Genomic DNA, 13,486 nt, shown 5'->3' on the forward strand with positions numbered 1-13,486 from the left:
TGTGTAGAGCGACGCCCTGCGTCGCTACTGCTGATCTTGATCTTGATCTTCGATCCGCACCTGGCCATCTGTCGGGGTCGGTTGGCGGGCAGCCCTCGTAGGGACTGTCAAAAACATGGATGTTTTTGCCAAGCCCCCATGGATGGGTTTACGGCGTGTCCCGTAGAGGGCTGCCCGCCAGCCGACCCACTCGCAGGAATCGAGACGCTGCTCTACGCGGAAAATGCAAACAAAAATGCCGCCCAGACCGGGCGGCATTTCGCTTTTCAGCTTTTCAGCTTTTCAGCAGACCAGACTCAGGTCAGATCAACCAGGTTCGGAATGGCCACATCGGTAGCGACGTCCGCTTCGTAATCCACGCCGTCCACGCCGAAGCCGAACAGGCGCAGGAAGTCGGCCTTGTAGCCGGCCAGGTCGCTGATCTCGTACAGGTTCTCGTTGGTGACCTGCGGCCACAGCGCCACCACTTCGGCCTGCACGTGCGGCGCCATTTCCTTGTAGTCCGCACGCAGGCGTCCGGCTTCGTCGACCAGCTCCACCGTGCGGCCATCGGCCAGCAGCTGGTGGCGAAGGCGATCGGCCGCCGCGCCGCTTTCCTTGCCGCCGTAGATGATGTCGTAGAGGGTGTCGAGCTGCTCGATGCAGCCCTCGTGCGTGCCGCGCTCCTTCATCACCTTGAACAGCAGCGACAGGTACAGCGGCATGGTCGGGATCGCCGAGCTGGCCTGGGTCACCACCGCCTTGAGCACCGACACGCGCGCGTCGCCGTTGATCGGCGCCAGCTTGGCGCGGATGCCCTGCACCTTCTGGTCCAGGTCCTTCTTGGCCGCACCGATCGAACCGTTCCAGTAGATCGCCTGGGTGATCTCTTCGCCCACGTAGGTGAAGGCCGTGGTGGTGGCGCCGTCGGCCAGTACGCCGGCTTCCAGCAGCGCGTCGATCCACATCTGCCAGTCTTCGCCGCCCATCACCGCCACCGTGCCGGCGATCTCTTCCGGCGTGGCCGGCTCGATCGTGGTTTCGGTGATCACTTCCTTGTCCGTATCCAGCCCGCGCAGCGTGATCGGCGCGCCGATCGGCTTGAGCGTGGAACTGATTACTTCGCCGGTCTTCGGGTGCTTGCGGCGCGGCGCCGCCAGGCTGTACACCACCTGGTCGACCTGGCCCAGGTCCTGCTTGATCAGCTCGATGACCTTGGCCTTGACCTCGTCCGAGAACGCATCGCCGTTCACGCTGCGCGCGTACAGGCCCGCCTGCTCGGCGTACTTCTGGAACGCGGCCGAGTTGTACCAGCCTGCCGTGCCCGGCTTGGTTTCGGTGCCCGGACGCTCGAAGAACACGCCCAGCGTGGCCGCACCGCTGCCGAACGCGGCGGTGATGCGCGCGGCCAGGCCATAACCGGTGGACGCACCCAGCACCAGCACCCGCTTGGGACCATTCGGCACCTTCGGCTGGGCCTGGATGTAATCGATCTGCTGCTTGACGGCTGCGTCGCAGCCGACCGGATGGGTGGTGACGCAGATGAAGCCGCGCACACGCGGTTTGATGACCATGATGACCTCGATGGGAATGGTGGGCCTCGGGAACGGCCGCACGCAACCCGGGAATCGTAGTGCGCACGGCCAGACAGCACAACCGACGCCCCGGTACGGTAGACATGAAGAAACCGCGCAGCGCGCGGTTTCTTCAGGTACTACCGGAGTTGCCGGCCGGGGCCGGCAACCGTTACGGCCGGCGTTCCAGGGCTTCGATGTCCTTGGCCTTGGGCAGCAGGTCCTGCTTGCTCACCCGCAGGAAGCCGATGGTCAGCATCGGCACGGCCACCAGGATCGAGGACAGCACCACGATCACCGCACCCACCATGTGGGTTTCGGCCAGGCCTTCCAGCGAGGCGCCGCCGTACATGTACAGCGCGAGTGCCGACAGGAAGAACATCACCGCGGTGATCACCGTACGCGACAGCGTCTGGTTGATCGAGCGGTTGAGCACTTCCAGCGGGTCGGCACGCAGGCTGCGGAAGTTTTCGCGGACACGGTCGAACACCACGATGATGTCGTTGATCGCAAAGCCCATCACCGACAACAGGCCGGCCAGCAGGTTCAGGTCGAACTCGCGGCCCATCAGCGACATGTAGGCCAGCGTCACCAGCAGGTCGAACAGGGCCACGATGCTGGCAGTGACCGCGAACTTCCATTCGAAGCGGAAGCCGATGTAGATCAGGAAGCCGGCCAGCATGAAGATCGTCGCGTACAGACCGTTCAACGCCAGGTCCTTGCCGATCTGCGGGCCCACGAACTCGTTGCGCAGGATCGTGGCCGGGTTCTCGCTGGTGGTGATCGCCTTGAGGACCGCGTCGCCGGTGGCCTTGTCTTCGGCGCTGGCCGCACCGGTACCCGGTGCGTGTTCGCCGTGCGGGGCCAGGCGGATCAGCACGTCGGTGTTGCCACCGAAGCTCTGCACCTGGGTGCCCTCGAAGCCATTGGCTTCCAGGCGCGAGCGGACCTCCTCGACGTCCATCTGGCGATCGAAGCGCGCTTCGATCAGGGTGCCGCCGGTGAAGTCCAGTGCGAAGGTGAAGCCCTTGATGCCGATGATGGCAACCGAGGCCAGGAACAACGCGATCGTGACTGCCATGGCGACATGGCGCCAACGCATGAAGTCGATCTTGGTGTCGTTCGGGAGGATGTGCAGCGGAAACAGTTTCATTGTGCGTGTCGTCCCGTCAGATGGCCACGTTCTGGAGCTTCTTGCGACGGCCGTAGATCAGCGTCGCAAGTGCGCGCGATACGGTGATCGCGGTGAACATCGAGGCGAAGATACCGATGATCATCGTCAGGGCGAAGCCCTTCAGCGGACCGGTGCCGAAGGCGAACAGCGCCACACCGACGATCAGCCCGGTCAGGTTGGCGTCGAGGATGGTGCCGCTGGCGCGTTCATAACCGGTCACGATCGCGGTCTTGCCCGGCATGCCCGCACGCAGTTCCTCGCGGATGCGCTCGTTGATCAGCACGTTGGCGTCGACCGACAGGCCCACCGACAACGCCAGGCCGGCAAAGCCCGGCAGGGTCATGGTGGCACCGAACAGCGACATCACCGCCACCACGATCAGCAGGTTGAACAGCATCGCCACCGAGGTGATCAGGCCGAACATGCGGTAGTAGATGGTGAAGAAGACCAGGGTGAACATGAAGGCGTAGACCACCGCCGTGATGCCGCGCTCCACGTTCTCCGCACCCAGGCTCGGGCCGACCACGCGCTCTTCCACGAAGTCCATCGGCGCGGCAAGCGAGCCGGACTTCAGCAGCTTGGCGAGTTCTTCCGATTCCTTCTTCTCCAGGCCGGTGGTCTGGAAGTTCTTGCCGAACACGCCGTTGATGTTGGCCACCGAGATCACTTCCTCGTTGACGCGGAAGCTGCGCACTTCCTTGCCATCAACCATGGTCACGGTCGGCACGCGCTCGGTGTACACCACCGCCATCGGCTTGCCGACATTGGCACTGGTGAAATCGAACATGCGCTGGCCGCCGACGCTGTTGAGCGTCACGCTCACCGCCGGCGTGCCGGTGGTGGCGTCGTTGACCGCCTGCGCGGCCACCATCTGGTCACCGGTCACGATCACGCGCTTGTTCAGCAGGATCGGGACGCCGCTGTCGCGACGCTTGTAGACCTTGGCTTCCGGCGGAATGCGGCCGGTGTCGATGGCGTCCTGCGCGTTGCCATCGACCACCGCGCGGTATTCGAGCGTCGCGGTCGCGCCGATCATGCGCTTGGCTTCGGCGGTGTCCTGCACGCCCGGCAGCTGCACGACCACGCGGTCGGCACCCTGGCGCTGGATGATCGGTTCGGCCACGCCCAGCTGGTTGACGCGGTTGCGCAGCGTGTTGATGTTCTGCTCGATCGCACCGTTGGTGATCTGGCTCAGCTCGGCGTCCGGCACGGTCACCGTCAGGCGCTTGCCGGACACGTCATAACCGAGGGTCGGCTGTGCCTTTACCAGCGCCAGCCGTGCACGCTCGGCGGCGGCATCGTCGGTCGACGGGCTCAGCGTGGCGACGATCGAATTGTCAGGGCGTCGCTCCACTGACTGGAACGGAACGCGCGCCTCACGCAGCGTGCCGCGCACGTCTTCGGCGTAGGCATCCATGCGCTTGTCGATGGCCGCCTTCTGGTCCACCTGCAGCACGAAGTGCACGCCACCCTGCAGGTCCAGGCCCAGCACCATCGGGCGACCGCCCAGGCGCTGCAGCCAGTCCGGCACGGTCGAGGCCAGGTTCAGGGCCACCGTGTAGTTCTCGCCGACGCTGTCGCGCAGCCGGGCGCTGGCCGCCGCCTGCGCCTGCAGGTCCGGCAGGCGCACGATCAGGCTCTCGCCTTCCTTGTCCGCGCCGATGGTGTTGATCCCGGCCTGCTTCAGGTCGGCCAGCACGCGGGTGCGAAGGGCGTCATCGACCTGGCCGCCACGGTTGGCGGTGATCTGGACGGCGGGGTCCTTCTGGTAGATGTTGGGCAGCGCGTACAGCGCGCTGAGCGCCAGTACGATCAGGATGACGACGTACTTCCAGCGTGGAAATTCAAGCATTGCCAGGTTCCTGCGCGGCGCCAGTCCCGGCGCCGCGGTTGTGCTTCGGAAAGGGAGTGGCTTAGTTGGCCGACTTCAGGGTGCCGGTCGGCAGCACGTTGCCCACGGCGCCCTTCTGCACGCGGATGTTCACGTTGTCGGACACTTCGATGGTGACGAAGTTGTCGCCGATGGCCTTGACGGTGCCGGCGATGCCGCCGTTGGTCAGCACTTCGTCGCCGATCTTGATCTTCTCCAGCATCGCCTTGTGTTCCTTCTGGCGCTTCATCTGCGGGCGGATCATCAGGAAGTACATGATCGCGATCAGGATGATCGGGAACAGCAGCGTGGTCAGGCCCATGCCCTGCGGCTGGCCACCAGCGGCTTGGGCGTGGGCGGCGGGAATCAGGAAGGCGATCAGGTTCATGGTGTGTCCTTGGGTTGGGAGGCGCCCTACCCCTTATGGGGTCGGGTGTCGCCGCGAAACAGGGGTCAGCCGCGAAGTATGCCACGGCCCCGGGAGTTCGTCCTTGGGCCGTTTGGCAGGGTCCGCGCGCCGGATCGGGGCCGGGCCGGCCGCTTACAGCGGCGGCGTGGCCATGCCCCGGGCCGCATAGAAGGACTCGCGGAAGACCTCGAAGGTTCCCGCCGCGATGGCCGCGCGCATGTCGGCCATCAGCTTCTCGTAGTAATACAGGTTGTGGAGGGTGCCCAGCATCGGCGCCAGCATTTCGTTGCAGCGGTCCAGGTGGCGCAGGTACGAGCGGGTGTAGCCACTGGTGCAGGCATGGCAGCCGCAGCCCGGCTCGATGGTGTCCATGTCGCGCTCATAGCGGGCGTTGCGGATGCGCACGGTGCCGAACGAGGTGAAATAGTGGCCGTTGCGTGCGTTGCGGGTCGGCATCACGCAATCGAACATGTCCACGCCGCGGGCGACGCCTTCGACCAGGTCTTCCGGCCGGCCCACACCCATCAGGTAACGCGGGCGGTCGGCGGGCAGGATCGGGTGCATGTGGTCGAGCATCGCGTTGCGCTCGTGCTCGGGCTCGCCCACGGCCAGGCCACCGATGGCGTAGCCGTCGAAGCCGATCTGCTGCAGACCTTCGGCCGAGCGGCTGCGCAGGTCGTGGTGGACCCCGCCCTGGACGATGCCGAACAGCGCCGCGTCATTGCCCAGTTCGTCGTGCGCGTTGCGGCTGCGCTGGGCCCAGCGCAGGCTCAGCTCCATCGAGGTGCGCGCCACCGGCTCGGTGGCCGGGTACGGGGTGCACTCGTCGAAGATCATCACGATGTCCGAATCGAGCACCTTCTGGATCTTCATGCTCTCTTCCGGGCCCAGGAACACCCGGGCACCGTCGGTCGGCGAGGCGAAGGTGACGCCCTGTTCGGTGATCTTGCGGCGGTGGGCCAGCGAAAACACCTGGAAACCACCGGAATCGGTCAGGATCGGCCCGTTCCAGCGCGCGAAGCCGTGGAGGCCGCCGTGGTCGGCGATCACGTCCAGGCCCGGGCGCAGGTACAGATGGAAGGTGTTGCCCAGGATGATCTCGGCGCCCAGGGCGCGGATCTGCTCCGGCAGGATGCCCTTGACCGTCCCATAGGTACCTACCGGCATGAAGGCCGGGGTTTCCACCATCCCGCGCGGGAAGGTCAGGCGGCCACGGCGGGCGCGCCCGTCGGTGGTCTGGAGCTGGAACTGGAGTCGGGACATGGAGCGGGCATTCGGGCAAATAATTGCCGATTATCGCCGAAAACCGCCGCCGACGCGCTCAATCCCCCTGCGGGAACAACAACATGGCGTCGCCATAGCTGAAGAAGCGGTACTTTTCCTCGATCGCGGCGCGGTAGGCCTCGAACACCCGCGCCTGCCCGGCGAAGGCGGAAATCATCATCAGCAGCGTGCTTTCGGGCAGGTGGAAATTGGTGACCATCGCGTCCACGCTGCGTATCCGGTAGCCCGGGGTGATGAAGATCTGGGTTTCGCCGGCATACGGCAGCAGCTCGCCGTCGCGCATGGCGCTTTCCAGCGCGCGCACCACGGTGGTACCCACGCCGATCACCCGGCCACCGGCGGCGCGCGTGCGGCGTACCTGCTGGACCAGTTCGGGCCCCACGTTCAGCCACTCGCGGTGCATCACGTGGTCCTTCAGGTCGTCGGCACGGACCGGCTGGAAGGTACCCGCGCCCACATGCAGGGTCACGTGGCCGAAGCCCACGCCCTGCGCGGCCAGCGCGGCCAGCAGGCCTTCGTCGAAGTGCAGGCCGGCCGTCGGTGCGGCCACCGCGCCCACTTCGCGCGCGAACACGGTCTGGTAGCGCTCGCGGTCGTCCAGCCCCGGCTCGCGCTGGATGTAGGGCGGCAATGGCAGCCTCCCCGCGTGGAGCAGCCACTGTTCCAGCGGCTCGGGCACGTGGAACCGCAGCACGTAGAACTCGCCATCGCGGCCCAGCACCTCGGCCTCGCCGCCGGCATCGAGCGCGATCCGGCTGCCTGGCTTCGGCGATTTGCTGGCGCCCACCTGGGCCCGGGCCTGCTGCCCGCCCAGCAGGCGTTCGATCAGGATTTCCACCCGGCCTCCGCTGGCCTTCTGGCCGAACAGCCGGGCCGGGATCACCCGGGTATCGTTGAAGACCAGCAGGTCGCCGGCCTGCAGCAGCGACGGCAGGTCGCGCACCTGGCGGTGTTCGAACGCGGCCGGGGCCTGCGGCACCACCATCAGGCGGCTGGCCGAGCGCTCGGCGAGCGGGGCCTGGGCGATCAGTTCAGCGGGAAGGTCGTAGTGGAAGTCGGACTTCTTCAAGGGAGCGCACGGCAACGTGTAGACAATGTCGGGCATTGTACGACTGGCCCCCGGTGGCAACGCGAGAAGCGTTGAACGTCGCGCAAAATGCTGCTTTGCAACAGTTTTTGGCGGGGTTATCGCGCGAAAAACCGCGTGATAGCATCGAACCGGAAGTCTGATGCATGAGCCGCATTGCCCCAGGCGCGCGCCCCCGGTCGCGCGTTTTGCATTTGCGCCATGCCGCCAATCGTTTCAGGAGATCTGCAATGAGCTTCATCGAACGCCTCGCCCCCCTCCGCGCCCAGCCCGGCACCCGCCTCACCGCCGGCCTGGATGACGCCACCCTTGAACGCCTGGCTGCCGGCCACCCGCAGCTGGTGGCAGCCGTAGAGGCCGCAGCCGCCGAATTCGAGCGCGTCCGCGCCGACCTGGACGAGGTGCTGGCGCTGGATGAGCGCGCCCAGATCGACGCGATGCAGGACGGCTTCGTCAATTTCTACGCCGATGACGCCGTGACCCCGTACGTCGCACTTGCTGCCCGCGGCGCCTGGGTGGTGACCCTCAAGGGTGCGGTGCTGTACGACGCCGGCGGCTACGGCATGCTCGGCTTCGGGCATACCCCGGAGGCGGTGCTGGAGGCGATGGCCGCCCCGCAGGTCATGGCCAACGTGATGACGCCGAACCTCTCGCAACAGCGCTTCATCAAGGCGCTGCGCGCCGAGATCGGGCACCGCCGTGGCGGCTGCCCGTATGCGCGGTTCATGTGCCTGAACTCCGGCTCCGAAGCGGTCGGCCTGGCCGCGCGCATCGCCGACGTCAACGCCAAGCTGCAGACCGACCCGGGTGCGCGCCACGCCGGCGCGAAGATCAAGCGGGTGGTGGTCAAGGGCAGCTTCCACGGCCGTACCGACCGCCCCGGCCTGTACTCCGATTCCAGCCGCAGGACCTACCTGCAGCACCTGGCCAGCTACCGCGGCGAGGACACGGTGATCGCGATCGCGCCGTACGACGAGGAGGCCCTGAAGCGGGTCTTCGCCGAGGCCGAGCAGAACCACTGGTTCATCGAAGCGATCTTCCTGGAACCGGTGATGGGCGAAGGCGACCCGGGGCGTGCGGTGCCGCCGTCGTTCTATGCGCTGGCGCGTGAACTGACCCGCCAGCACGGCAGCCTGCTGCTGCTGGATTCGATCCAGGCCGGCCTGCGCGCGCACGGCGTGCTGTCGATCGTGGATTACCCCGGCTTCGAAGGCCTGGACGTGCCGGACATGGAGACCTATTCCAAGGCCCTGAACGCCGCGCAGTTCCCGCTGTCGGTGCTGGCGGTGACCGAGCATGCCGCGCAGCTGTACCGCAAGGGCATCTATGGCAACACGATGACCAGCAACCCGCGTGCGCTGGACGTGGCCTGCGCGACGCTGTCGTTGCTGACCCCGCAGGTGCGCGACAACATCCGCCAGCGCGGCGAAGAGGCCGTGCGCAAGCTGGAGCAGCTCAAGGCCGAGCTGGGCGGGCTGATCACCAAGGTGCAGGGCACGGGCCTGCTGTTCTCCTGCGAGCTGGCCCCGCAGTTCAAGTGCTACGGCACCCATTCCACCGAGGAATGGCTGCGCAACCATGGCATCAACGTGATCCATGGCGGCGAGAACTCGCTGCGCTTCACCCCGCATTTCGGGATGGACAGCGACGAACTGGACCTGCTCGTGAACCTGGTCGGCCGCGCCCTGAAAGAGGGCCCGCGTCGGGAACAATCGCAGGCCGCCTGACGGCCGTGCGAGAATGGGAGGTTTCCAGCGGAAACCTCCCCATGAAATCCATCTGCGTCTACTGCGGCTCCAACGCCGGCAGCAAGCCCATCTACACCGAACGTGCCATCGCACTGGGCGACCGCATCGCCCGCGATGGCCTGCGCCTGGTCTACGGCGGCGGCAACGTCGGCCTGATGGGCACCGTCGCCAATGCGGTGCTGGCCGGCGGCGGCGAAGTCACCGGGGTGATCCCGCAGCAGCTGGCGGACTGGGAAGTAGCCCACCGCGGCCTGACCGAGCTGGAAATCGTCGGCTCCATGCATGAGCGCAAGTCGCGCATGTTCGAGCTGTCCGACGCGTTCGTGGCCCTGCCCGGCGGCTTCGGCACCATGGAAGAAATCTTCGAGATGCTCACCTGGCGCCAGCTCGGCATCGGCAACAAGCCGTGCGCCTTCCTGGACGTGGATGGCTTCTACGCGCCCCTGATCGGCATGATCGACCGCATGGTCGAAGAGCGCTTCCTGCACCCGGACCAGCGCGCGGACCTGTGGTACGGCTCGGACATCGACGCCATGCTGGACTGGATGCGCGCCTATGAGCCGGCGCAGGCCTCGAAGTGGATCGACGAGAAGCGCCGTACCGCGCTGATCAACCCGTAACGAAGGTATCCATCGGCGCGGGGCGACCCAGCAGGTAGCCCTGGCCGTAGTCACAGCCCAGCTGCAGCAGGGTCTGCCGCTGGGCCATGTTTTCGATGCCCTCGCCCACGGTTTCGATGCCCAGCGTGCGCGCCAGCGACAGCACGCCCTGCACCAGTGCGTAGGTGCTCTGCAGGTCCTGCCCATGCAGGCCGGCGATGAAGCTCTGGTCGATCTTGAGCGTGGAGATCGGGAAGCGGTGCAGGTAGGACAGCGCCGAGAAGCCGGTGCCGAAATCATCCAGCTGCACCAGCACGCCGCGTTCGCGCAGCGTCTGCAGGATCCGCAGGGTGCGCGGACCGTCGTCCAGCAGCGCCACCTCGGTGATTTCCAGCCGCAACCGGCGCGGGTCGGCACCCGCCGCTTCGATCAGCCCGAACAGGCGTGAGCTGAAATCGGCCGAACGGAAATGCCGCGGCGACACGTTCACCGACAGGTAGCCCTCGCCCCCGCGTGCGAGCTGGCCAATCACGTCTTCGTAGAGCAGCCAGTCGACCTGCTCGATCAGCCCGCTTTCCTCGCCCAGGTCGAGGAACGCGCTGGGCAGCAGCAGCCCGCGGCGTTCGTGGCGCCAGCGCAACAGTGCTTCATAGCCCACCACCTGGCCGTCGGCCAGGCGCACGATCGGCTGGTAATACGGCAGGAAATCGCGGTTGTTGATCGCCCGGCGCAGGTCCGCTTCCAGGTCCAGGCTGCGCAGCGCCTCTTCCCGCATGGCTTCGTCGAACACCGCGAAGCGGTCCTTGCCCTGGGCCTTGGCCCGGTACATCGCCGCGTCGGCGTCGCGTACCATTTCCTCGCCGTTGCGGTAGCGTGGGCTCCACATCGCGATGCCCAGGCTGCCGGAAGGGAACAGCTCGCGGCCCTGCACCCACATCGATTCTTCCAGGGCCATCAGCATCCGCTGCGAGAACTCGCGCGCCGAGGCCAGCCCCTGTTCGCATTCGAGCAGGATCGCGAATTCGTCGCCGCCCAGCCGCGCGACCACGTCATCGCTTCCCACCATCGAGACGATGCGCTTGGCCACTTCCACCAGCATCTGGTCGCCGGCGGCGTGGCCGATGCTGTCGTTGACCAGCTTGAATCGGTCCAGGTCCAGGAACAGCACGGCAAAGCGCAAGCCGTCGCGCGAACGTGCGCGGGCAATGGCATCTTCCAGCCGGTCCAGCAGGTGCGCGCGGTTCGGCAACCCGGTCAGCGCGTCATGCAGCGCCTGGTGGGTGAGCCGCTGTTCGGCGCGCAGGCGCTCGCCGATCTGGCCCAGCAGCTTGCCGTTGACGTCGGCCAGCTCGCGGGTGCGTTCCTCCACCCGTTTCTCCAGCTCGGCATGCGCGTTGCGCAGGCGCTCCTGGTCGCGCTGGCGGGCCAGCCCGTTGCCGATGTTCTGGGCCACGAAGGTGAGCAGGCGCTGGTCGTGGGCGGTGAAGCTGATCTCCGGCGAATAGCTCTGCACCACGATCACGCCGACCACGTCGTCATCGCTCAGCAGCGGCACCCCCAGCCAGCAGTGCGAACGTGCACCGAACTCGTTCACCGTGCCCGACGCGCGCAGTGCATCGATGTGCTCGCGCGAGGCCAGCAGCGGCTGCCGGTTGCGCACGATGTATTCGGTAAGGCCCTTGCTGAACGGTCGTGGCGCACGCGCCGGGTTGTACTCGTCCACCGAGTAGACGAACTCCAGGCCTTCGCCGGATTCATCGACCAGGGCGATGTAGAAATTGCGCGCATCGAGCAGCGTGCCCACCACCCCATGCACCTGCACGTAGAACTGGGCCAGGCTTTCAGCGCTCATCGCCATCTCGGCGATGTTGAACAGGGCCAGCTGCAGCTTCTCGGCGCGGCGGCGTTCGATCACCTCGTCCTGCAGGCTGTGGTTGGCCCGCTGCAGTTCCAGCGTGCGTCGCTCCACCTGGCGCTCCAGCTGCACCTGCGCCTGGCGCCGGTCCATCGCGGTGAGGATGTGCTGGGCCACATAGCCCAGCAGCGTGCGGTCGGCTTCGTTGTAGCGCACCCGGTGTTCGTAGCTCTGCACCACGATCGCACCGCACACGCGACCCTCGCGCAGCATCGGCACGCCCAGCCAGTCCAGGCTCTCCGGCCCGCGGCTGGGGTCGTATTCGTCGCTCATCGCCGCCAGCAGTTCGTTGGACGGCCCGCTCAGCGGCTGCCCATGGCGCAGCAGCGCGAAGGTCAGGCTGCGCGGCATTTCGTGTTCTTCGTAGCTGCGATCGGGATCGGCCACGAAACTGTCGCGCTGGTCGGCGAAGTACAGGAAGCGGATCCGCCGGCGTACATCGTCGTACTCGACGATGTAGCAGTTCTGCGCGTACATCAGGGTATTGAGCACGCGATGGAAGTGCCGCAGCATCTCGGCCATTTCCAGATCGGCACCGGCCAGGTCGGCGATCTCGTACAGCGCCTGCTGCAACCGCTTTGACGTTTCCAGCGAACGGATCTGCTCACGTTGCCGGGCCAGCGCCAAAGCGTCCTGCAGGCCGGTGCGGGCCGCCGCCCACCAGGCGCCATGCGGCGCGGCGCCGTCGGGCAGCGCCACGCGGATGGCGAGCTCGCCGCCCTGGTGCTGCCAGCGGTACAGCGCAGCGCTGTCCGGCGCTGGCGGCGTGCCCAGCAGCGCTTCCAGCAGCGCGTGCTCCGGTTGGGCCGACGGCGGGTGGCTGATGCAGCCCTCGCCCAGCGCGGCGTCGGACCAGCCCAAGGTGAGCTGCGCCCCCTCGGGCAGCAACGCGCACAGCGTCCGCGCAAGCGCGGTGGACACCACCGCGCCACGGTCCGGATGCCCCGAGGTCGTCACTACCTGGCTGGACAACATGTTCATCTCTTCTGGCACCGGAGAACCGGCACCTCCCCTGTACCCCGAGCATAACGCGCTCCCCGGGGGGCAATGGAAGCCCTTGACCCCATTGCCTGCCCTGGGCCGTTGTTCGCTGTGTCTTCCGGCCGGGTCCACCCTTGTGATTTCCGCTGCAGCCCCCGCTCCGCGACGCTATGCGCAGGCCCATTCAGCGCTTACTCTGTGCGCCGTGGATGCCGCTGCCCTGCCAACCGATGAATCGCTGATGCTGGCCTGGGCCGGCGGCGACCTGCCTGCGTTCGAGGCCTTGTACGCCCGCCACCGCAACCGCCTGTACAGCTTCCTGCTGCGCCAGCTGCGCGATGCGGCGCTGGCCGACGAAATGTTCCAGGACGTGTGGCAGCGGGTGATCGCGGCACGTGCCGGCTGGCAGCCCGAAGCGGCCTTCACCACCTGGCTGTTCCGCATTGCCCATAATCGGCTCAATGATCATTGGCGGGCGTCACGCCATCGCCCCACGGCGCCCGGCGATGCCGAGGAGCGTGTGGCGCGGATGAGCGACACCCGCACCCCGGAGAGCCAGCTCTCTGATTTCGAACAGCGGCGCCGGCTGCAGCTGGCCATGGAGCAGCTGCCCGATGACCAGCGAACGGTGCTGCAGCTGCGGCTGGAGCAGGAACTGAGCCTGGAGGAGATCGCGCAGATCACCGGTGTCGGCCGTGAAACGGTCAAATCGCGGCTGCGCTACGCGATGGACAAGCTGCGCGCGGAGTTGAGCCCATGAACCGCCCTGATCCACTGACGCCGGAAGAACGCGAGCTGGCCCGCCTGCTCGGTCGCCCTGCGCCGGCGGCGCCGCCTGCGGCCGTGGACGAGGCGGTGCTGGCCGA

At 66.8% G+C, this 13,486-nt stretch carries 10 protein-coding genes; 3 read left to right on the forward strand and 7 right to left on the reverse strand.

Annotated elements, in window-relative coordinates; translation table 11 throughout:
• Window positions 1-296: 296 nt before the first annotated feature.
• The 6 genes from fabV to queA all read right to left on the reverse strand — a co-directional run bounded on the left by fabV (window position 297) and on the right by queA (window position 7,359).
• The gene (fabV, locus tag ACQG3P_RS17315) at window positions 297-1,553 is read right to left on the reverse strand and encodes an enoyl-ACP reductase FabV (protein ID WP_426805747.1); all 1,257 of its coding nucleotides are present in this window, start codon (window positions 1,551-1,553) and stop codon (window positions 297-299) included.
• A 172-nt stretch (window positions 1,554-1,725) separates the two neighbouring features.
• On the reverse strand, window positions 1,726-2,706 hold the full coding sequence (gene secF / locus ACQG3P_RS17320) for a protein translocase subunit SecF (protein ID WP_249834098.1): 981 nt from the start codon (window positions 2,704-2,706) through the stop codon (window positions 1,726-1,728).
• Window positions 2,707-2,722: 16 nt separating this feature from the next.
• Entirely contained in the window at window positions 2,723-4,579 is a 1,857-nt protein-coding gene (gene secD, locus ACQG3P_RS17325) for a protein translocase subunit SecD (protein WP_426805748.1), read from the reverse strand.
• A 61-nt stretch (window positions 4,580-4,640) separates the two neighbouring features.
• Window positions 4,641-4,985: a preprotein translocase subunit YajC gene (gene yajC / locus ACQG3P_RS17330; protein ID WP_068851197.1), complete on the reverse strand. Its 345-nt coding sequence runs from the start codon at window positions 4,983-4,985 to the stop codon at window positions 4,641-4,643.
• Between the two features lie 153 nt (window positions 4,986-5,138).
• Window positions 5,139-6,269, reverse strand: a complete 1,131-nt coding sequence (gene tgt, locus ACQG3P_RS17335) for a tRNA guanosine(34) transglycosylase Tgt (RefSeq protein WP_426805749.1) — start codon at window positions 6,267-6,269, stop codon at window positions 5,139-5,141.
• Window positions 6,270-6,327: 58 nt separating this feature from the next.
• Complete coding sequence (gene queA / locus ACQG3P_RS17340; RefSeq protein WP_093534357.1) at window positions 6,328-7,359, reverse strand: tRNA preQ1(34) S-adenosylmethionine ribosyltransferase-isomerase QueA; 1,032 nt, start codon at window positions 7,357-7,359, stop codon at window positions 6,328-6,330.
• Window positions 7,360-7,607: 248 nt separating this feature from the next.
• Between queA and ACQG3P_RS17345 the strand changes: the two genes are divergently transcribed.
• Together ACQG3P_RS17345 and ACQG3P_RS17350 are read left to right on the forward strand one after the other, a co-directional pair.
• Entirely contained in the window at window positions 7,608-9,104 is a 1,497-nt protein-coding gene (locus tag ACQG3P_RS17345; protein WP_426805750.1) for an aminotransferase class III-fold pyridoxal phosphate-dependent enzyme, read from the forward strand.
• A 41-nt stretch (window positions 9,105-9,145) separates the two neighbouring features.
• Window positions 9,146-9,745, forward strand: a complete 600-nt coding sequence (locus ACQG3P_RS17350; RefSeq protein ID WP_068851186.1) for a TIGR00730 family Rossman fold protein — start codon at window positions 9,146-9,148, stop codon at window positions 9,743-9,745.
• Here the strand turns inward: ACQG3P_RS17350 and ACQG3P_RS17355 are convergent.
• A complete protein-coding gene (locus ACQG3P_RS17355; RefSeq protein ID WP_426805751.1) occupies window positions 9,735-12,620 on the reverse strand; it encodes a bifunctional diguanylate cyclase/phosphodiesterase in 2,886 nt (961 codons plus the stop codon). The genes ACQG3P_RS17350 and ACQG3P_RS17355 overlap by 11 nt on opposite strands.
• A gap of 205 nt (window positions 12,621-12,825) precedes the next feature.
• Between ACQG3P_RS17355 and ACQG3P_RS17360 the strand changes: the two genes are divergently transcribed.
• Entirely contained in the window at window positions 12,826-13,380 is a 555-nt protein-coding gene (locus ACQG3P_RS17360) for an RNA polymerase sigma factor (RefSeq protein WP_068851180.1), read from the forward strand.
• Window positions 13,381-13,486: the final 106 nt, after the last annotated feature.

Source organism: Stenotrophomonas sp. SrG, from assembly GCF_050031795.1.
Lineage (GTDB): Bacteria > Pseudomonadota > Gammaproteobacteria > Xanthomonadales > Xanthomonadaceae > Stenotrophomonas > Stenotrophomonas rhizophila_A.

What these genes read in the sequence shown, in the direction of transcription:
- fabV (WP_426805747.1), bottom strand. Translation starts at nt 1,553, where the DNA reads ATGGTCATCAAACCGCGTGTGCGCGGCTTCATCTGCGTCACCACCCAT.
- secF (WP_249834098.1), bottom strand. Translation starts at nt 2,706, where the DNA reads ATGAAACTGTTTCCGCTGCACATCCTCCCGAACGACACCAAGATCGAC.
- secD (WP_426805748.1), bottom strand. Translation starts at nt 4,579, where the DNA reads ATGCTTGAATTTCCACGCTGGAAGTACGTCGTCATCCTGATCGTACTG.
- yajC (WP_068851197.1), bottom strand. Translation starts at nt 4,985, where the DNA reads ATGAACCTGATCGCCTTCCTGATTCCCGCCGCCCACGCCCAAGCCGCT.
- tgt (WP_426805749.1), bottom strand. Translation starts at nt 6,269, where the DNA reads ATGTCCCGACTCCAGTTCCAGCTCCAGACCACCGACGGGCGCGCCCGC.
- ACQG3P_RS17345 (WP_426805750.1), top strand. Translation starts at nt 7,608, where the DNA reads ATGAGCTTCATCGAACGCCTCGCCCCCCTCCGCGCCCAGCCCGGCACC.
- ACQG3P_RS17350 (WP_068851186.1), top strand. Translation starts at nt 9,146, where the DNA reads ATGAAATCCATCTGCGTCTACTGCGGCTCCAACGCCGGCAGCAAGCCC.
- ACQG3P_RS17355 (WP_426805751.1), bottom strand. Translation starts at nt 12,620, where the DNA reads ATGAACATGTTGTCCAGCCAGGTAGTGACGACCTCGGGGCATCCGGAC.